This is a genomic window from Halopseudomonas xiamenensis, assembly GCF_014219065.1.
GTDB classification, from domain to species: Bacteria; Pseudomonadota; Gammaproteobacteria; order Pseudomonadales; family Pseudomonadaceae; genus Halopseudomonas; species Halopseudomonas xiamenensis.
Window position 1 is genome coordinate 50,564 of record NZ_JACLGO010000014.1, and the last position, 19,771, is coordinate 70,334.

Genomic DNA, 19,771 nt, shown 5'->3' on the forward strand with positions numbered 1-19,771 from the left:
CGGCCCATTGAGTGATGCCCACCATGCTCATGTCGTACCGCTTTTTCACTGACCTGTCGGCGACCGCGCGTTACCGGCTGGTCATACTGTCGCGCAGCCTGCTCGCCATCGGCGGGGGCTATCTGTTCGCCGCGCTGAGTACCGCCAGCCTGGCCCTTGCCCTGCCGCTGCCACGGCCGCAGGCGGTGCTGGCCGCTACCCAGCTGTCCTTTGCCCTGTATTGCGCAGTGATCATCTGGGCCTTTGCCGCCGCCAGTGCCCGCCGCGCCTGGCTGGTCACCGCCGGGCTCTGCGCGGTACCGGCCATCCATCTGCTGTTCAAGGGAGCCCTGTCATGAAACAGCTCGGCTTTCGCCAGACCAATGCCTGGCTGCATACCTGGACCGGCCTGCTGCTCGGCTGGCTGTTGTATGCGGTATTCCTCACCGGCACGCTGAGCTTCTTTCATCAGGAAATCAGCTTCTGGATGAAGCCCGAATTGCACGGATCGGTGGCCGATGGCAGCAGTGCCGAGCGCGCCATCGAGCGACTGCAGCAACTGGCACCCGATGCAGCGCAGTGGAGCATCAGCCTGCCTACCGAGCGTAATCCGGCCCTGGACGTGCAATGGTTCGCCCAGGGTGAGCGCGTCGGTCGCGGTGGCGGCCAGCGCCTGACCCTGAATGCCGCAACGGGCGAGCCGCTGGAAGTGCGCGAGACCCGCGGGGGCGGTTTTCTCTATCGCTTCCACTTCGAACTCTATGGCATGCCCCGGGTCACCGCGCGCTGGATCGTCGCCATCGCCACCATGGTCATGCTGGTCGCCATCGTCAGCGGCGTGGTCACCCACAAGAAGATCTTCAAGGATTTCTTCACCTTCCGTCCGCGCAAGGGCCAGCGGTCCTGGCTGGATGCGCACAACGCCACCGCCGTGCTGGCGCTGCCCTTCCACTTCATGATCACCTACAGCGGCCTGCTGCTGTTCATGTACATGCTCATGCCCTGGGGCGTGAGCAGTGCCTACCAGGGTGACATGCAGGCGTATTTCAGCGAAGCCGGCAATCGCCGGGGCGCACCCGAGCGCGGGGCTGAACGGTCGGCCGGGGTGCCAGTGGCGGCGGAGCTGACCGCCATCGCACCGCTGCTGGCCCAGGCGCAGCAGCAATGGCCACGCGGCGCGGCCAGCATCCAGGTCAGTAACCCGAACACCCAGCGGGCACAGATCGAATTGCGTGAGCATGGTGGCGACAGCCTGATCGAACGCGGCCGCGGCCAGCAGATGCGCTTCGACGGCGTCACCGGCGCGCCCCTGGCAATGCCAGCCACGCCGCCGACCTCGGTCACCAATGCGGTGTACAACGTGTTCAGCAGCCTGCACCTGATCCGCTTCGCCGGACCGCCGCTGCGCTGGCTGTTCTTCATCAGCGGCCTGCTGGGCACGGCGATGATCGCCACCGGCCTGGTGCTATGGGTGGTCAAGCGCCTGCCCGAGCGGCGCAAGCTCGGCCGCACGCCCTTCGGCCACCGGCTGGTCGAGGTACTCAATGTCGGTACCGTCGCCGGCCTGCCGCTGGCCATCGCCGCCTACTTCTGGGCCAATCGCCTGCTGCCGGCCGGTCTGGCCCAGCGCAGCGACTGGGAAATCCGCAGCTTCCTGATTATCTGGCTATTGTGCCTGCTGCATCCGCTGCTGCGCTCGCACAAACGCGCCTGGCAGGAGCAATTGGTCGCCGGCGCCGTGCTGTTTGCCGGCCTGCCGCTGTTCAGCCTGGCGCTGCCGCACAGCGGCCTGCCCGCCAGCCTGGCCAGCGGCAACTGGTTGCTGGCGAGCATGGACCTGACCCTGCTGGCCAGCGCCGCGTTGCTGGCCTGGGCCGCCTACAAACTGGGCTGTCATCAGCCCGCCGCCACCCGCAGCCCACAGCGGCCACCGCGCAAGGCATTGGCCAGTGCAGAGGAGGTATCGGCATGATCAGCCTGAGTCTGGCGCTGTGCATCAGCGCCTTCGGCAGCCTGTGCCTGGGTATGCCGCGGCATTTCGAGCAGGTATTCAAGCGCAAGCCCCACCCCTGGCAGCAACGCACGCTGCGCCTGCTCGGCTGGGGGTTACTGGGGTTGGCGATCGTGCCGGCAATCCACGCGCTCGGGCCCTCGGTGGGGCTGGCATTGTGGGCTTCAGCGCTGACGATTGGCGCGCTGCTGCAGGGGTTGCTGTTGACCTACCGGCCAGGTCTGGTGGTGCCACTGAGCCTGCTGGCGCCCCTGTTGGCGCTCCCCCTCCTCGCAACATGACGATCCGCCATCTGCCTCGACGCAGACCGCCGCAGGGCCTTTCTCACTGAAACAATGACCGATTTGCGGGTCATACTCAGTGGGCCCAGGCGGCAGCGTACCGGGCTGCCGCAGATGACCGTCAGAGGTAGTGATGAAGAGGATGTACGTGCTGGCTTGCCGTCTGGCAATGCTGCTGGCGCTGGCCGGCGCCAGCGTCGCCAGCGCAGCCGAACCGTTACGCATCACCCAGCTGCAGCGCTGCGGCGACCTGCTGGAGCGCCAGCAACCGACTTTCTGCCTGCGGACCACCGGCCTGCAACCGGGCCAGTGGCAGCTTCGGCTCAATGGCCAGACACTCGACACCGGGCAGCTCAGCCAGGAGCAGGATCAGTTGCGCCTGCGCATCGACGCTGCCCAGGCCGACAGCGGCCCCCTGTGGCTGGAGCAGCAGGGGCAGGCCAGCAATGCCGTGTGGTTGAGCCTGGGTAGCAGCCATGTACTGGCCGCAGACAAGCAGGCGGTGACCAGGAACCGGGATGGCCTCGATACCTATGTCGACCTGGTCAGCCTGATCATCGAAGAAAGCCATGATGGTGCCGAGCAGGCCCGGCAGTTGGCCGAGAAATACGATGCCGAGGTGGTGGGGGCGATACCGCCGCTCAACACCTACCAGTTGCGCCTGCCCGCCCGCAACCTGGACCAGCGCGACGCCACTGTGCTGCGCCTGGGCGCCGAGGTCAGCGTGGATGCGGTGGTGATCGAGGAGTCCGGCGCCGAGCAGGCCATCGAACGCGATACCGAGAACCCACCAGCGCAGGAAAGTCAGGAATGGGCGGCCAACCGGTTTCTGGATGCGGTGAATTTCTACCAGCGCCGTCTGCAGAAACAGCAGGATATTGAAGCCCGGCCAGTACGTATCGGCGTGATCGAGCGGGATGTGGACTTCGACAGCCCGGACTTCGCCGACTATGGCGGTGACTGCCGCAGTGACCCGGGCCGGGTCTGTGTCTATGCCCGGGATGCGGCCAGGGCCAGCGGGCACGGCACCACCGTCGCCGGCATTCTCGCCGCCGCCTGGGACAATGGCGGCAACAGCGGCTTTTTGCGCGCGCTGGACAAGGTCGGGCCGGGCTTCGATGTGATCGTCGACCGCGGCTCTGATGCAGGCATCACCGCCAATGTCGCCGCCTCGGTCAACCTGGTCGAGGATGGCGCCAGGGTGCTGAACTGGAGCTGGGGCATCCACCGCACCGGAGCCACCGATGTCGAAGGCGATGAGGTCGACTCGCTGGTGCGCTCCGGGATCGCCATGAGTGGTTATGAGGAGCTGCTGGAGGAGTTCTTCCTATGGCTGCGCCGGGAGCACCCGGAGGTGGTGGTGGTGAACTCGGCCGGCAATGGCTCGTCGTTCTCCGGGCGCGACGAGTATCGCCTGCCCTCCTCGTTCATCACCGAACAGTTGTTCGTGGTCGGAGGTCACCAGCGCAGCGACAAGCAGGTCGATGTGGATGACCCCGGCTATGCCACCCGGCGCAAGGCCTCCAATGTCGATATGCGCGTCGATATCACCGCCACCGCCTGCGTCCGCGGTTCGATGAAGGCAGCCAACGCCACCGGCGCCGTGCATTGCGGTACCTCCTATGCCACTCCGCTGGTCGCCGGACTGCTGGCGGCGATGCTGTCCATCAACCCCGAACTGCAACCGGAGCAACTGCGCATGCTGCTGCGCCGCAGCGCCATGACCATAGGTGAGGAGAACGACTTCGAGCCCATGGAAGCAGACGACCTGACCGCACCCATCCTGCCCTCGGAACGGGGCAACGACCTCAATCACCCCGACGTCGGCCATTCGGCCCGGCTGGATATGTACCGGGCGCTGGAACTGGCGGTGCAGAGCCTGGACAGCGTGCGTTGAAATGGGAGGAGTAGCGGGTGTGCCGGAGTGTAGCCCTCCGGTCCTCCGGTCCGCGTTCGGATGCTACGCCTGCAAAGGCAGAGCCCGTGCCAACCCGTCGTCGAGCCCGATCGCGGCCCGAGGCGCTCGACAACCTCGGAGGGGCGGGAGCGCCCCTGCGCTATACCCTGCAGTTAATGCGCCGGCTCGGTAGCCCAGCGCAACGCCGGCAGAATGGAGGCCTCCAGCATCGGGCCATGGCCCAGGCCGTCCAGTTCGCGGTATTCGACGTGCAGGCCCGGATGCGAAGCCAGCCGGGCCGCCATCTGCGACGCCGCATCGGCGGGCACCACGGCCATGGCACGACGCCGCTCGCCCGGCTGCTCAACGGCGCGCGGGCCGGCTTCGTCGCTGCCGCGCAGGATCAGCAATTGCGCCCGGGCCGAGGCCGGCAGGTTTTGCTCGGTACGCAGCAACAGGCCGGACTTCCACCACAGCGACGGGCTGGCGGCGATATAACGCTGGAATGCCTGCGGCTGGGTGAACAGGGTATTGAGCACGAAAGCGCCGCCATAGGAGTGCCCCCACAACGCCTGGCGCTGGGGATCGACCGCATGCCGCTGCGCCACCCGCGGCTTGATACGTGTCTCGATCAGTTCGAGAAACGGTGCCGCGCCGCCGGCCGGACGCCGCCTGACCTCATCCTCCAGCAGCGGCTGCCCCGGCTGCAGCGCCGGTGTGTAGTCATATACCCGCGAGTCGACATCCAGCCGCCGGTCGGTGGCATAGCCGATCATCACCAGCAGCGCCGGGCCGCGTTGATCCAGCTCGGCCAGCCACTCCTCACGCAGGGCACCCAGCGCGGCGTTACCATCCAGCAGGTAGAGCACCGGATAACCGGCGGGTGGCGCAGCGCGCCGGGGAATGGCCAGATGCACACGATAGCGGCGCTGGCCATCGGCCGAGTCCAGCTCGAACCGTTCGAAGCGGTAGTACTCGGACCCGCTGTCGGCCAGGGTCGGGCCGAGCTTCTGCCCGAAGTCGGGCCGGGCCGCCGCCTGCAGCGACAGCAGGCTCAGACCCAGCAGCAATGCCATGGTGAGCAGACGAAGAAAAGGCATGGTGGTCTCCTGGTTCAGTTGCAGTGTTGTTCTCTTGACTCCGTCATTCTTCCCCGGGGGCCGTCATCCTTCGCGAAGGCGAAGGATCCATGGTGCCGGCTGACTCGGTGTAATCTGTGGATCCTTCGCCTTCGCGAAGGATGACGGGAGCGTGCGAAGGATGACAAGGGGAAGCAAAGAAAACGGGGGCGAGGCGAAGGATGCCGGGAGCAGCAAAGAGTAACGGAGGCGAAGCAAAGGATAAGCGGCTCCAGTAAACAGCATCGCGTATTCCGTCGGGATAGCCGGACCGGCCTCACCGGGCTGATGCTCACGCCGGGTCGAGCGGGTGATGGATCGCTGTTCCACAGTCCTCGACCACCTGCAGCCTCAGCTGCTGCCGGATGATCCATTCATTCAGCCGGCCCAGCCACTGCGCATTGGCCGCCGGCCCCGGGCGCAGCGGATGGACATGGCCGCGCCACATCAGCATCTGCAGGGACTGCGAGAGCAGGCCGACATTGCCGGCAAAGACCGGCAGCTGGCGCAGCTCGCCGAAACTGGCCGGGCGCGCCGCCAGTGCCTGCAGCAGCGGCGAGAATATCTCCTCCGGCCCGTTGATCGGCCCTATCGGTGTGGCGAAGTGCACAGCACCCGAGCCGGGAGCGCCCGGCAGCAGGCGAAAGCGTAGCGCATCCAGCTGCTGCAGATGCTGCTCGGCGGTCAGCCGTTGCGGGTCACGCTGGAACAGGTCCCGGCGCTGGTGCTGGTTGCGTGCCAGATCCTTTACCGTCTCCCGCACCGCCGGGGCGCTGATGCTGGTCAGAATCGGCTGCAGGTTGCCGGGAATGGACAGCCGTTCCAGGTTATCGAAGGGATCGGCACTGCCCAGGAAGCTGACCCCGGCCTGGGCCGCCAGGCGGTGCATATCCGCCGAATGCTGCGGTCGCCAGTAGTCGGTGAGAAAGTCATGGGCCAGATAGGCCGCGCCCTTTTCCGGCAGGGCCTGCAGCCTGGCACTGAGCCCAGGCTGGTCGACGAAGGCGCCGCCAGCGTCCAGCCGGCCGAGCAGATCGAGCCCGGCCTGGATATTCTGCTCGGCACTCCCGGCCCGCTGGTGTGCCAGTTCATTGAGCAGCTTCTGCACCGGTATCATCGGCGTCGCGCCGGGATGACACATGTAGTGCAGGTACAGCAACCCCCTGGGTTTCAGCGAGCGTTGCAGCAGCTGCAGAATGCTCTGCTGCTGGCCCGGGGCGATCCAGGACCAGACACCATGGCTGACGATGAAGTCGAAGAACAGGTTGTTGTCCCGGGCGAAGTGGGCAAAGTCGGCCTGGATGAAGCGGATATTATCCAGCCCGATAGAACGCGCCGCATCCCGGGCGATGGCCAGGTGCCGTTCATTGAAATCCACCCCGACGAACTGCCCCTGGGGGTTGGTCGCCGCGGCCACCAGCAGGTTGATGCCGACGCCGCAGCCCAGCTCGCAATAGGAGTAAGGTGCGGTGATATCCGGCGGTGCCGAGCCCAGGAACTGCGCCAGCGCGGTCAGCCAGACCGGCTGGATCTCCCGGTGGAAATGCGCCGGGTAGGCCACATCCAGAACATAACCCGCTTCCTTCTTCATGTGCTTGCACCCTCGAATCGTCTGCACTGTGCAACGTGAAAAGCCCCTCTGGATATTAACCAGAGGGGCCGGGGCTTTCAGGCGCGAGGATCAGAAGCTCTTGGTCAGAGCGAAGATCAGCTTGCGGCCATCCAGGTTGTATTGGTAATCGCCATCGGTCGTCACGTCCTTGTTGAAGACGTTGTAGATACCGGCTTTCAAACTCAGGTCATCCTGCGGCTTGAATACCACACCCATGTCGGCAAAGGTGTAGGATGGATACTTGATACCGTTGCTCTGCGAGCCACTGGTACCGGTCTGCCAGCGACCGGAGGTCTTGCCACGGTAGTTACCCTGGACCCACAGATTGACCCGCTCGGTAGCCTGCCAGTCCAGCGACGCGTTGAACATGTGCTTGGCCACGTTGTTCAGCGGCTCGCCCTTGTACTCACCAGACTTCTGCTCGGTATCGGTGTAGGTGTAGCTGTGGCGATAAGTCAGGTTATCCAGGATGCGGTAATCCATGGTGAATTCCACGCCCCGCAGTTCGGCCTTGTCGACGTTCTCGTAGGAGGTGTAGCCGAACTGGTGAGCCGGATACTCCTTGCCCTTGTAGAAGCAGGGTTCGTTTTGCAGACAAACACGCCCGGTGCGGTTGATCTTGTCTTCATAATCCGTCACATAGGCGGTCAACGAACCAGCCAGACCCAGCTCGAAATTCTCGTAGTGGATACCGATCTCACGGTTCAGGCTGGTTTCCGGGACCAGCTCCGGGTTACCGATGATCACCCCACCCATGGAGGTGGAGCCGAAGTCGGTGGCGCTGGAACGCAGGTCAGGTGCCTTGTAGCCGGAAGTGACACCGCCCTTGAGGGTGAAGTTGTCGTTCATGTGCCAGACGGCATAGACCTTGGGGCTGAACTCGCTGCCGAAGACCTGGTTGTCGTCCAGACGGCCACTCAGGGTCAGGATCAGGTCGTCGGTCAGGCTCCAGTTATCCTCCAGGAAGACGGAGTTCTGGTAGCGGTTCATCTTGACTACGGCATCCGCATCGGGCACTACCGGCTCACGCAGGCCGTTACTGCCGTGCTCCAGGTTTTCATACTTGTGGGTCAGGCCACCGGTCAGGGTATGCGCACCGAGGAACCAGCTGGCCTGGGTGTTGGCGGTGATCACCTCGAACTCGATACCATTCCCGGTATTGGCGTTGAGGGTGGTCTTGTTCTCCGACTGGTCATAGTTGATATAGGAGTTGGTAAAGATGTTGCCGTACTTGCCCTCGTGGGACAGGAAGTAGTTCTTCTTGACCGAGTCGGTGTAAGTCGGGTCAGCATCGTCGGCAAGACTGCGTCCCGGGTTCTTCCAGCGCTCCTGCTGGGTATAGCTGTGCCCCAGGGTCAGCAGGTTCTGCTCATTGAGACTCCACGACAGCTTGCCGCCGGCGTTTCTTCTCTTGTACTCGGGGTCGGTGGCGGCGCTGTCGCTGCCGCCGACGAAGTTGCTCTCATCCTGGTTGAGGTAGGAACCGGTCAGTTGCAGCCCCAGTACATCCTCGATCAGCGGCATGTTCAGGAAAGCGCTGGTCTGGAAGCCGTCTTCGTTGATGTCGTTACCGCTGCCAGCCATGGCATATTCAGCGGTGACACTACCGGCCAACTCCTTGCCGACCTTCTTGGTGATGATATTGATCACCCCGCCCATGGCATCGGAGCCGTACAGTGCCGAGGCCGGGCCACGGATGACCTCGATGCGCTCGATGGCCTCCAGCGGCGGCAGGAAGTTGATCGGAGTGCCGGCCTGGGAACCGCGTTCGCTGAAGGCATCGTTGCCCTGCGCCGGGCGACCATCGATCAGGAACAGGGTGTAGTCAGCGGTCATACCGCGCAGCATGATCGACTGCTCGACACCACCGCCATTGATCTGCACACCGGCGACGTTCTTCAGCGCATCGGTGATATCGGTATAGGATTTCTTCTTCAGCTCTTCCTGGGAAATGACCGTGATGGCGGCCGGAGCGTCCCGCAGGTTCTGCTCGAAACCGGAGGCAGTCACCACCGTCTGACCCAGGTCCAGCGCTTCCTGCGCCTGTTGCGCAGCAGCCGAACAGGCTACCGAGGCCATGGTTACCGCCAACAGCGTTTTCTTGAACTGTGGTTTTGAACTCCCGGCAAAGGGACGCTTACTGCGTGACATGCTTGTCTCTCCAATAAGAATGATGTGAGCTGTTGGCTGTATTTTTATGCTGTAACTGCGCCGCAGGACCGGAGACGGCGCTCCACGGCCTGCGCAGATCGACGCAAATGATATACATTGCTATTTGCGGGTAAATGCAATTTACAACTTATACACTTTGCAAACGCAGGTTCAGGCGCAGACCCAGGGCACGATTCTCAGCCCACAGCTCTCCCCCTTGCAGGCGCAGCGTGCTGCGCGCGATGGCCAGTCCCAGGCCGAAGCCATCACCGCCCGGGCGGGCGGCGTTGAGCCGGGTGAAAGGTTGGAAGATGGTTTCCAGCTCGCCCGCCTCGACGCCGGGCCCCTGGTCCTCGATCCACAGGTGCCAGCAGGCACCCTCGCGCCGGCCACCCAGACGCACCATTCCATCGGCCGATGAATGGCGGATAGCATTGCGCAGGATATTCTCCATGGCCTGGGCCAGGCCGTTGAGGTTGCCCAGCACGCAGCAGTCGGCTGGCAGCTCGCAGGGCAACTGCTCGGTGCTCCAGCCGCTTTCAAAGCAGGCATTTTCCCGCAACACATCCCACAGATGTCCCACATCCACCGGCTCCAGCGGCAGGCTTGGGCGCTCGGTGTCCAGCCAGACCAGTTCCAGGCTATCGGCGATCAGCCGTTCCATAGTCGCCACTTCCCGCTCCAGGCGCTGGCCGAGTACCTGCACCTCCTCGGCTTGCTCACCGGCTACCCGCAGGCGACTGAGCGGGGTGCGCAGTTCATGGGACAGATCGCGCAGCAGCTGGCGCTGGAAGGTCAGGGTATCTTCCAGGCGCCCGGCCATATGGTTGAACGCCCCGGCCAGATCGCCCAGCTCATCCCGGCGCTGGGCCACCTGCGGCCCGACCCGCGCCGCCAGGTCACCAGCACTCAGGGCCACGGCCTGGTGCCGCAGGATCGCCAGCGGGGCGATCAGCAGGCGGTACAGCAGGATGCCGAGCAATACCGCCAACAGTGCCGGCAATACCCGGTATAGCAACGCTTCCCATAGTTCGCGGTACTTGCGCGGGCTCAGGCGTTCGGGCAGGGTCATTACCAGGCGGTTCTCACCATCGCTGAATGGCAGCTCGAAGGTCGGTGTGCCGTCGGGCCGCCCCATCTGCCCATCCAGCTGGCGCAGAAAGCGCAGCCGTTGCCGTTCGCTCTCCTCCAGCGGCCGGGATGACAGTGATTGCCGCTGGCCATCCACCACCACCGCCCAGATCTGTTCGCGGGCGCGCAGACGCAGCAGAAAGCCGTCCACACCCCGTGCACCCTCTGTCTGCCAGGCGGCTTCGGCCTCCCGGGCATAGTCGGTCAGGATGGTCTTGGTCGAGGCCGGCAGGTAGGAAGTTGCGCGTATCAGCAAACGGCCGAGGTCGACGTGCAGGCTGACCAGCAACAGGCAGAACAGCGCCAGCATTCCGGTCAACCGCCACAACAGCGAGTATCGGCTGGGCAGTCTCATCCCAGGCGGGCCAGCATGTAGCCCTTGCCCCACACCGTCTCCACCCGTGCGCCCTGGTAGCCGATACCTTGCAGCTTGCGGCGAATCTGGCTGATATGCATGTCCAGGCTGCGGTCATGCTGGGCATAGCCGCGACGCAGGGCCTGCTGGTACAGGAAGGGCTTGCTCAATGCCTCGTCCATATGCCGCCAGAGCAGTTCCAGCACGCGATACTCGCTGGGCGTGAGCCCCGCCGACGTGCCGGCCAACGCCACATCACAGCCCATTTCATCGAAATGCAGATCATCGGTGGACTCGCGGGGCGCCTGCTCGCGCCGCTCGTAGGCCACCCGGCGCAGGATGGCCTCGATGCGTACGCTCAGCTCCCCGAGGCTGAAGGGCTTGGGCAGGTAGTCGTCGGCTCCCTGGCTGAAGCCGGCGATACGATTCTGCTCGCCGCCCAGCGCCGACATCAATACCACCGGCACGCCATGCTTGCTGCGCAGCTGCTGCAATACCTCCAGGCCGTTGCGCCCGGGCAGCAGGATGTCCATCAGAATCAGATCGAACTGCTCGCTGGTAGCCAGGCGCAGCCCTTCATCGCCGTCGTGGCTGAGCGTGACATCGTAACCACTGCCCTGCAGATGGGTCTGCAGATGGCTGGCGAGCAACGGGTCGTCTTCAACGGCAAGAATACGGGTAATGGGCTGGGTAGCGTGCAACATGACACATGACCGGCAAATGAATGCGAATCATTCTACACCTTAATTGCATGCGACTGGCAACCAGCAACCCCGGGCTGTCCATGCACATTGCTCGCCGGTATGCTGGCACCCATGTACAGTCTCGCCCACCCCGTCACCAGTCTCCTGGAAATCCGCAAGAGCCGCTTTCTCGGCTGTGTTGAACCTGTCGCCGACCGGGCCAGCGCCCAGGCGCGGGTGGCGGCGCTGCGCGCCGAGCATCCGGATGCGACGCATGTATGCTGGGCGCTGCTGGCCGGCGGGCACAGCGCGGCGGTGGACGATGGCGAGCCATCCGGTACCGCCGGACGACCGATGCTCGATGTGCTGCGCCATCAACAGCTCGATGGCGTACTGGCCACCGTGGTGCGTTACTACGGGGGTATCAAGCTGGGTGCCGGTGGTCTGGTGCGCGCCTACACCGATGCGGTGGCCCAGGCGCTGCTGCAGGCGGAAAAGATCACCCATGTGCCCACGCTGGTGATCGATTGTGAATTGCCCTACGCGCATGAGGGGATTGCCCGCCATCTGCTGGGCCTGGCCGGTGGTGAGCTGCTGGAAGTCCGGCATGCAGCCACGGTGCAGTTGCGCTTGCGCCTGCCTGCCACAGCCGCCGAGCAACTGCATGAGCAATTGCTGACCGCGACGCGCGGCGAACTACACTGGCGCCTACTCGATCAATAGTGGCAATAACACATCATTGTCGTCATTTGGACTCGCCGCATCCCGCCGATCCCCCTACACTATCGGGCCACAGCACTCGGTAACATCGATATAATTCCGCCCCCGGGCGTGCCGCACCTGTCAGGAAACATACATGCAGCAGAATCTGAAGTCCGTAGCATCGATGCTGCTGGTCACTGTGGTGGCCCTGAACCTGTTCATGATCGCGCTGCTGGCGTATACCCTGCACGCCTCGTACAAACGCCAGATCGAGGAAGTACGCACCAATGTGACCAACCTGGCGCTGCTCCTGGACCATAGTGTAAGCGGCGCAGCCACCGAGATCGGCCTGGTGGTGCAGGAGATCCAGTCCTACCTGGAGACCGAGCTGCGCAACGGTGAGCTACGGGAAGAGGCCGTCAATAATCTGATCACCTCTCGCCAGAAGTGGATCAGCGATATTGCCACCATCCGCGTGGCCGATGCCCGGGGCCAGGTCAGGTTCGGCTCCGACACAGATGCCCCCACCCAATATATCGATGACGATTTCTTCATCGCCCACAGGGATAATGCCAACGCCGGTCTGCTGGTCAGCAGGCTTATCCAAAGCCGCTTCACGCAGGACTGGGTGCATGTATTCTCCCGGCGCTACGATGATGCTGATGGCCACTTTGCCGGTGTCATCACCGCGGCGGTGCCGGCCAGTCATTTCGTCCGGCTGATCTCCGGCCTCGACCTGGGACCACACGGCATCGCCCTGCTGCGCGACCTGGACAAGAAACTGGTGGCCCGCCACCCGCCGCTGGATGCGCCACCCGGCCATACCGGCTCGGTGGGCGGCTCGCTGGAGTTGACCGAACTGCTGGAGTCCGGCCTCCCGGCCGGTATCTTCTACAGCGACGGCACCGCCGATGGCATAGCACGTACCGATGCCTTCCGCCGACTGGAGACGATGCCGGTGTTCGTGGTCGCCGGGCTCGGCGAGGATGATTACCTGGTCACCTGGCGGCGGGATCGGACCAAGGCCCTGGTGCTGGGTCTGCTGTTCCTGTTGGTCACCTGCATCGGCGCCCGGCTGCTGTGGCGCCAGATCAAGGCCAGTAACCGGGCCAACCGCCGCAGCCGTATGTTGTTGCAACACGCCAGCGATGGCATTCACATTCTCGACAGCCAGGGCCGGTTGCTGGAGGCCAGCGACTCCTTCTACCAGATGCTCGGCTATCCGCTCGGCGATCCCGCCGATCACTCGCCCTACAACTGGGATGCGCTGCACACCCCCAGGGAACTGGAGCAATTGATCAGCAGCCTGCTGCAGTACAACCGCCTGATCACCTTCGAGACCCTGTTCCGCCACCGCGACGGTCACGAGTTCCCGGTCGAGGTCACCAGTGTGCCACTGGAGATCGATGGCCAGCCGCTGCTGTTCAACGCAGCCCGGGATATCCGTGGCCGCAAGCAGGTCGAGGAGGACCTGCGTATCGCCGCCCGCGCCTTCGAGTCGCAGGTCGGCATGCTGATCACCGATGCCGAGCTGAACATCCTGCGCTGCAACCAGGCGTTCAGCCGCATCACCGGCTACAGCGCCGAGGAGATCATCGGCCGCCAGCCTAACCTGCTGCAGTCCGGCCGCCACGACAAGCATTTCTACGCCGCCATGTGGCAGGCCTTGAACCAGCATGGCGCCTGGCAGGGCGAGATCTGGAACAAGCGCAAGAACGGCGAAATCTATCCGCAATTGCTGTCCATCGGTGCCGTCAGCAATGAACAGGGCCAGACCACTCATTACGTGGCCTCACTGTCGGATATCACCGCCCGCAAGGCCACCGAGGAGCAGATGCGCACCCTGGCCTTCTACGACTCGCTGACCAAGCTGCCCAACCGTCGCCTGTTTCTCGAACGGCTCGAACATGCCCTGCGCACGGCCCAGCGCCACCAGACCCGTGGTGCCTTGCTGGTGATCGACCTGGACAACTTCAAGACACTGAACGATACCGAGGGACATGCCGCCGGTGACCGGTTGCTGGAGCTGGTCGCCACCCGCCTGATCGGCTGCGTGCCGCACAAGGATGCGGTCGCGCGCCTGGGCGGCGACGAGTTCGTGGTATTGCTGGATGACCTGGGCAGCCATGAGATCGAGGCCGCCCGCCAGGCCGAGCTGGTCGGCCGGGATATTCTCGCGGCGCTGACCAAGCCCTACCTGCTGGCGCAGAGCGAGTACCGCGGCTCGGCCAGCATTGGCATCGCGCTGTTCGGTATCGGCGATACCCTGGAGTCGGAGGAGCCGCTGAGAAACGCCGACCTGGCCATGTCCCAGGCCAAGGCCGCCGGCAGCAATACCCTGTGCTTCTTCGACCCCAGGATGCAGGCCCAGGTACGCGAGCGCAGCGAGATCGACGCCGGCCTGCGCATTGCCCTGGAACAACAGCAGTTCGTGCTGCACTACCAGCCACAGGTCGATGGTGCTGGCCACGTCACCGGTGCTGAGGCGCTGGTGCGCTGGGCCCATCCGGAACATGGCATGATCTCCCCGGCGCGCTTCATTCCGGTAGCCGAGGAAAACGGTCTGATCCTGCCGCTCGGCCACTGGGTGCTGGAAACCGCCTGCCGGCAACTGGCCCGCTGGGCCGACGACCCACACACTGCCCAACTGAGCCTGGCGGTCAACGTCAGCGCCAACCAGTTGAGCCAGCCCGACTTCGTCGCCCAGGTACGGCAGATACTGCAACGCACCGGTGCTCCGGCGCAGCGCCTGAAGCTGGAATTGACCGAGAGCGCACTGGTCGATGAGATAGAAAGCACCATCGGCAAGATGAACGAGTTGAAGCGCCTGGGCGTCTGCTTCTCGCTGGACGACTTCGGCACCGGCTATTCCTCGCTGACCTACCTGAGCCGGTTGCCACTGGACCAGTTGAAGATCGACCAGAGCTTCGTCCACAGCATCCTGCTGGACCCCAACAGCGGCGAAATCGCCCAGATGATCATACTGCTGGCCGAGCGCATGGGCCTGTCGGTACTGGCCGAAGGCGTCGAGACCCAGGCGCAGCGCGACGCCCTGCAGGAGCGCGGCTGCCACAACTTCCAGGGCTATCTGTTCGGTCGGCCGATGGCTATCGAGGAGTTCGAGCGCGAGCTACTGCAGCACTGAGCTCTCATCAGGCAAGCATGGCGACTCGAATCATGTGTGTGGGTTCGGGGCACCATCGGCCCGAGGCGGGCCTCCCACAGCGGAGGGGCAGGCCGCTGTTTTTGTGGCCTGCCATCCCTGGCGACCACCCTGCAGGCCGCCACTGCGTGGCGTCAAAAATGGCTCCCGGCCATTTTTTGTGGGAGCAGCGCCCCGCCGCGATAGCGGGCCTGCAAATCGCGGCGGGGCACCACCCCTACACAGCTCACACCGTACGTGAGAAATTGCCCTTCTGCGCGGCGCCCAGATAGGCATCGAAGGCCATCGCCACATTGCGCAGCATCAGCTGGCCCTCGGGCAACAGCAACAACTCCCGGTCGCTGATCGCCACCAGGCCATCGGCGACCGGCTCGGCCAACTGCTCGAGGGCATCGGCGAAGTAGGCCTGGAAGTCGATACCGTAGTGCTCCTCGAACTTGCCGAAGTCGATCCGCCCCTGGCACATCAGGTCGAGGATCACCTCGCGTCGCAGGCAGTCATCCTCGCTGAGGGTATAGCCGCGGTGGATCGGCAGCAGGCCCGCGTCGATCCGTGCATAGTACTGCGACAGCTCCTTGACGCTCTGACTGTAGGTGTTGTCCACCTTGCCGATGGACGACACGCCGATACCGATCAGGTCGCAGTCGGCGTGCGTGGAGTACCCCTGGAAGTTGCGTTGCAGCGTACCGTTCTCGCGGGCCAGCGCCAACTCGTCGTCGGGCAACGCGAAGTGGTCCATGCCGATATAGACGTAACCGGCGCTGGTGAGCCGCTCGATGGTCAGCTCCAGCAGCTCCAGCTTGCGCTCCGGCGGCGGCATGTCCTGCGGGCGGATCAGCCGCTGCGCGCGCACCAGGTCCGGCAGGTGTGCGTAGCTGTAGGCGGCGATGCGATCGGGGCGCATGTCGATGATCTTGTCCAGGGTGGCATTGAAACTCTGTACGGTCTGCAGCGGCAGGCCGTAGATCAGGTCAACGCTCACCGACTTGTACTGCGCCTCGCGCGCAGCCTGCACCAGCTCGCGGGTCTGCTCCTCGCTCTGCAGGCGATTGACCGCGGCCTGTACCGCCTCGTCGAAGTCCTGCACACCGAAACTCAGGCGGTTGAAGCCCAGCGCACGCAACTGGTGGATCTGCACCGGGGAGACGGTGCGCGGATCGACCTCCAGCGAGAACTCATGCTCATCGCTGTCGTCCATGTTGAACGAGGCGCGCAATGTGGCCATCAGGTCCGCCAGCTGCTCGCTGGTCAGGTAGGTCGGCGTCCCACCACCCAGGTGCAGCTGGGTCAGCTTGCGCGACTTGTCGAACAGCGCCGCCTGCATGGCGATCTCGCGCTTGAGGTATTCGAGGTACTCCACCGCCCGCTCGGTCTTGTGGGTGATGATCTTGTTGCAGGCGCAGTAGTAGCACAGGCTCTTGCAGAACGGGATATGGATGTACACCGACAGGCACTTGGGCGTTTCGGCGGCATTGCTGGCCCTGGCCGCGGCGCGGTAATCATCCATGGCGAAAGCCTGGTGGAACTGCGGTGCGGTGGGGTAGGAAGTGTAGCGCGGCCCCGGGCGATCGTACTTCTCGATCAGGGCACGGTTGAAGCTGATTTTCTGCGTCATGGGTCTCTCGCCCTCATCATCTGGCGACGTCGGTCTGGCAAATCACGTGAGGGAAAGTGTAAAGCAAGGAATCCGGCTTTGCATTGAGGCGGGTCAAGGCATGTTGCGCCTGCTGATCACTGCACGTCACTCTTCGGTCTCCACAACATCACCCTTCCCCCCACACCATCATCCTTCTCCCACACCGTCATCCTTCACCTCCACACCGTCATCCTCGGCGAAGGCCGAGGATCCACCGTTCCGGTTGACTCAGAGTGGCCCGGTGGATCCTTCGCCTACGCGAAGGATGACGAGGTAGAGAAGAGAAAGAATGGCGAGGTAGAGAAAGGATGACCAGGTAGAGAAAAGCAACACCGTATTGTTTCAGGTCAGCTCAGGGATGGGGAAAGCCCTCAAGCGAACAACATGACACCTAATCCTCCCGCAAACCGAACATGATCGAGTGGGCCTGCCCATCGCTGACCGCGACCACCACGCCCTCGCGGGCATAGATCCAGGCCTCGCCGACCTCCACCGGCATGCGCAGCTCGGCCGGGCCGAAGGTGGCCTCGATATCGCGCAGCCGGAGCGGCTTCTCGGGAAGCAGGCTGAGGCGCTCCACCGGGTACTGCGCCAGCGCCGCACCCACCGCCGGGGATACCGCCTGGTCCGGCATGTCTGGCTGCCAGGCCTGGGCCTCGACCAGGCTGTCGGTCTGCTGCTGGTCCAGGCCGATGACCGCCTGCACCCGCCAGCGCTGGCCATCGGAGTCCAGCGGATGACGGCTGACCAGACGCGGTTCACCATCGGCGCTGATCATCCACAGACTGCCTTCGCCGAGTATCCGTCCGACCTCGGCCAGGGTCAGCACGCGCTCGCGCACCGGCGTCCACAGGCTGGCCTGGTACTGCTGCTTCCAGGCCAGCGGCTGCCCATGCTGCTCCTGCTCGGCGCGCCACTGATCGAGCGCCAGCAGCGACAACAGCACCACTGCAACCAGCGTCCCGATACGTACACCCATGCGTGCGTTCATGCAGTTCCTCTCTGTCAGAAAAACAAAGGGCATCCCTGGGGATGCCCTTGCGCTTCAAGCGATAGTCTCAGGCAGCGTCATCGACGCTGATGTGCTTCTTCAACTTGTTCATGGCGTTCTTCTCCAGCTGGCGGATACGCTCCGCCGAGACCTGGTACTTGGCCGCCAGTTCATGCAGGGTGGCCTTTTCCTCGGCCAGCCAGCGCTGGTAGAGAATATCCCGGCTGCGCTCGTCGAGCTGGGCCAGGCCCTGCTGCAGCTGCTGGCTGGAACTGTCGCTCCAGTCGGCGCTCTCCAGCTGGGTGGCCGGGTCGTAGCGCTTGTCTTCCAGATAATGCACCGGCGCGTAGGCGGTGTCGTCATCATCGTCATCGGCGCCGTCGAAGCCCAGGTCCTGGCCATACAGGCGGCTTTCCATTTCGCGCACCTCGCGGGCGGCCACGCCCAGGTCCTCGGCCACCGCGTTGACCTCGTCATGGGTCAGCCAGGCCAGTTTCTTCTTGGCGCTGCGCAGGTTGAAGAACAGCTTGCGCTGGGCCTTGGTGGTCGCCACCTTGACGATGCGCCAGTTGCGCAGGATGAATTCGTGGATCTCGGCACGGATCCAGTGCACGGCGAAGGACACCAGGCGCACACCCATTTCCGGGTTGAAGCGCTTGACCGCCTTCATCAGGCCAACGTTACCTTCCTGGACCAGGTCAGCCTGGGCCAGGCCATACCCGGAATAGCTGCGCGCGATGTGCACGACGAAGCGCAGGTGCGACATGACCAGTTGTCGGGCCGCCTCCAGATCCTGCTGATAGAACAAACGATCAGCCAGTTCGCGCTCCTCCTCGACACTGAGTATCGGGATGCTGCTTACGGTCTGAACATAGGCCTCCAGGTTGGCACCTGGAATCAGGTTATGTACGGGCTGCAAAGCAGTGCTCATGCTTGAACTCCAAATAAATGACGCACCAGTGTATCACCACATGCTAGGACATGGAACGCTCGAACAAGTTCCGCAATCCATTGATTTTTACTTTAAAATCAACATGTTAATAAAAAATACATACTCTGTTACCGCGGCTCGATATCGCGAATATGCCGCCCCACCGCCAGCCACGCACCGGCCAGGCCGAGCAGCATAGCCCCGGCCAGCAGCACCAGGCCATCGGCCAGCGGCATGCCGGACAGGGCAAAATCGCTCTGGTACAACGCCGCCACCTGGCGCACGGTGACGTTCAGCCAGCTCAGCCCAGCCGCCAGTAATAACCAGGCCAGCAGCCCGGCGAGCAGGCCATAGAATACGCCCAGGTACAGGAACGGTCGTCGCACGAAGGCATCGGTGCCGCCGACCAGCTTGATCACCAGGATCTCGTTGCGCCGGCTCTCGATCGCCAGGCGGATGGTATTGGCCATCACCAGTAGCAGCGCCAGCACCAGCAGCACCGCCAAGCCACCGGTAAAACGCTCGAACATGGCCAGGATCGAGGTCAACCGCTCGACCCACAGCAGGTCGATCTGCACCTCATCCACCCCCGGCAGCTGCGCCAGGCGGTCGCGCAGCGGCTGCAGCGCCGAAGCGCCACCCTCGATGCTCTGCGGCATGACCAGGATCACATCCGGCAGCGGATTGTAGGCCAGTTGCTGCAAGGCATCGCCCAGCCCGGAATGCTGCTGGAACTCCGCCAGCGCCAGTTCACGGTCGAGCAATTGGGTAGAGGCCACGTCCTCAAGCGCCTCGATCTCGGCCTGCAGCGCCTGGGCGGCATCGGCCTCGACGCCGTCCTCCAGGTACACCGACAGCTGCGCCGCGCGCTGCCAGTCGATGCCCAGGCGCTCGACCTGGTCGATCAGTACCGCCAGCCCCATCGGCAGGGCCAGGACGATGCTCATGACCAGGACGATCATCAGGGTACTGAACGGATAGTCGCCGATACGCCGCAGTGCCAGCCGGGTGCTGTCACGGTGGCTGCTTACCCAGCTGCGCAGCGGATGCCGCCAGCTGCGACTGGAACGCGCCGCGCCGCTGGCAGCTTTCTGGCTGCGCTTGTCCACGGGTTTCTGATTCGCCGCCAT

Annotated in this window: 15 protein-coding genes; 6 read left to right on the forward strand and 9 right to left on the reverse strand. The window is 64.0% G+C overall.

What is annotated here, in order from left to right:
• Positions 1-23: 23 nt before the first annotated feature.
• From H6X51_RS11050 to H6X51_RS11065, 4 genes are all read left to right on the forward strand, one after another.
• The gene (locus tag H6X51_RS11050; protein WP_185267582.1) at positions 24-338 is read left to right on the forward strand and encodes a hypothetical protein; all 315 of its coding nucleotides are present in this window, start codon (positions 24-26) and stop codon (positions 336-338) included.
• A complete protein-coding gene (locus tag H6X51_RS11055; protein WP_185267583.1) occupies positions 335-1,951 on the forward strand; it encodes a PepSY-associated TM helix domain-containing protein in 1,617 nt (538 codons plus the stop codon). The genes H6X51_RS11050 and H6X51_RS11055 overlap by 4 nt, the downstream gene beginning before the upstream one ends.
• Positions 1,948-2,271 (forward strand): DUF3325 domain-containing protein, encoded by a 324-nt coding sequence (locus H6X51_RS11060; protein WP_185267584.1) that lies wholly within the window; start codon positions 1,948-1,950, stop codon positions 2,269-2,271. Before H6X51_RS11055 ends, H6X51_RS11060 begins: the two co-directional genes overlap by 4 nt.
• Positions 2,272-2,413: 142 nt before the next feature.
• Positions 2,414-4,168, forward strand: coding sequence for a S8/S53 family peptidase (locus tag H6X51_RS11065; protein WP_185267624.1), 1,755 nt, complete (start codon positions 2,414-2,416; stop codon positions 4,166-4,168).
• Between the two features lie 173 nt (positions 4,169-4,341).
• Here H6X51_RS11065 and H6X51_RS11070 read toward each other — a convergent pair whose 3' ends face one another.
• The 5 genes from H6X51_RS11070 to H6X51_RS11090 all read right to left on the reverse strand — a co-directional run bounded on the left by H6X51_RS11070 (position 4,342) and on the right by H6X51_RS11090 (position 11,239).
• Positions 4,342-5,268 carry an alpha/beta hydrolase gene (locus H6X51_RS11070; RefSeq protein WP_185267585.1) on the reverse strand — a complete coding sequence of 309 codons (927 nt, stop codon included), beginning with the start codon at positions 5,266-5,268 and terminating at the stop codon, positions 4,342-4,344.
• A 310-nt stretch (positions 5,269-5,578) separates the two neighbouring features.
• Positions 5,579-6,877, reverse strand: a complete 1,299-nt coding sequence (locus H6X51_RS11075) for a class I SAM-dependent methyltransferase (protein WP_185267586.1) — start codon at positions 6,875-6,877, stop codon at positions 5,579-5,581.
• Positions 6,878-6,967: 90 nt separating this feature from the next.
• The gene (locus H6X51_RS11080) at positions 6,968-9,049 is read right to left on the reverse strand and encodes a TonB-dependent receptor domain-containing protein (protein ID WP_185267587.1); all 2,082 of its coding nucleotides are present in this window, start codon (positions 9,047-9,049) and stop codon (positions 6,968-6,970) included.
• Positions 9,050-9,197: 148 nt separating this feature from the next.
• Complete coding sequence (locus tag H6X51_RS11085; protein ID WP_185267588.1) at positions 9,198-10,535, reverse strand: sensor histidine kinase; 1,338 nt, start codon at positions 10,533-10,535, stop codon at positions 9,198-9,200.
• A complete protein-coding gene (locus H6X51_RS11090) occupies positions 10,532-11,239 on the reverse strand; it encodes a response regulator transcription factor (protein WP_185267589.1) in 708 nt (235 codons plus the stop codon). Before H6X51_RS11090 ends, H6X51_RS11085 begins: the two co-directional genes overlap by 4 nt.
• A 111-nt stretch (positions 11,240-11,350) precedes the next feature.
• On the opposite strand from H6X51_RS11090, the gene H6X51_RS11095 reads away from it, so the two are divergent.
• Together H6X51_RS11095 and H6X51_RS11100 are read left to right on the forward strand one after the other, a co-directional pair.
• Positions 11,351-11,941, forward strand: coding sequence for an IMPACT family protein (locus tag H6X51_RS11095; protein WP_221627319.1), 591 nt, complete (start codon positions 11,351-11,353; stop codon positions 11,939-11,941).
• A gap of 133 nt (positions 11,942-12,074) precedes the next feature.
• The gene (locus H6X51_RS11100) at positions 12,075-15,065 is read left to right on the forward strand and encodes a bifunctional diguanylate cyclase/phosphodiesterase (RefSeq protein ID WP_185267591.1); all 2,991 of its coding nucleotides are present in this window, start codon (positions 12,075-12,077) and stop codon (positions 15,063-15,065) included.
• A gap of 244 nt (positions 15,066-15,309) precedes the next feature.
• Here the strand turns inward: H6X51_RS11100 and hemN are convergent, their stop codons facing one another.
• The 4 genes from hemN to ftsX form a co-directional block, all read right to left on the reverse strand.
• Positions 15,310-16,698 (reverse strand): oxygen-independent coproporphyrinogen III oxidase, encoded by a 1,389-nt coding sequence (hemN, locus tag H6X51_RS11105; RefSeq protein WP_185267592.1) that lies wholly within the window; start codon positions 16,696-16,698, stop codon positions 15,310-15,312.
• A gap of 412 nt (positions 16,699-17,110) precedes the next feature.
• Entirely contained in the window at positions 17,111-17,710 is a 600-nt protein-coding gene (locus tag H6X51_RS11110; protein WP_185267593.1) for a hypothetical protein, read from the reverse strand.
• 67 nt (positions 17,711-17,777) lie between these two features.
• Positions 17,778-18,641, reverse strand: a complete 864-nt coding sequence (gene rpoH / locus H6X51_RS11115) for an RNA polymerase sigma factor RpoH (RefSeq protein ID WP_185267594.1) — start codon at positions 18,639-18,641, stop codon at positions 17,778-17,780.
• A gap of 128 nt (positions 18,642-18,769) precedes the next feature.
• A complete protein-coding gene (gene ftsX / locus H6X51_RS11120) occupies positions 18,770-19,771 on the reverse strand; it encodes a permease-like cell division protein FtsX (RefSeq protein WP_185267595.1) in 1,002 nt (333 codons plus the stop codon).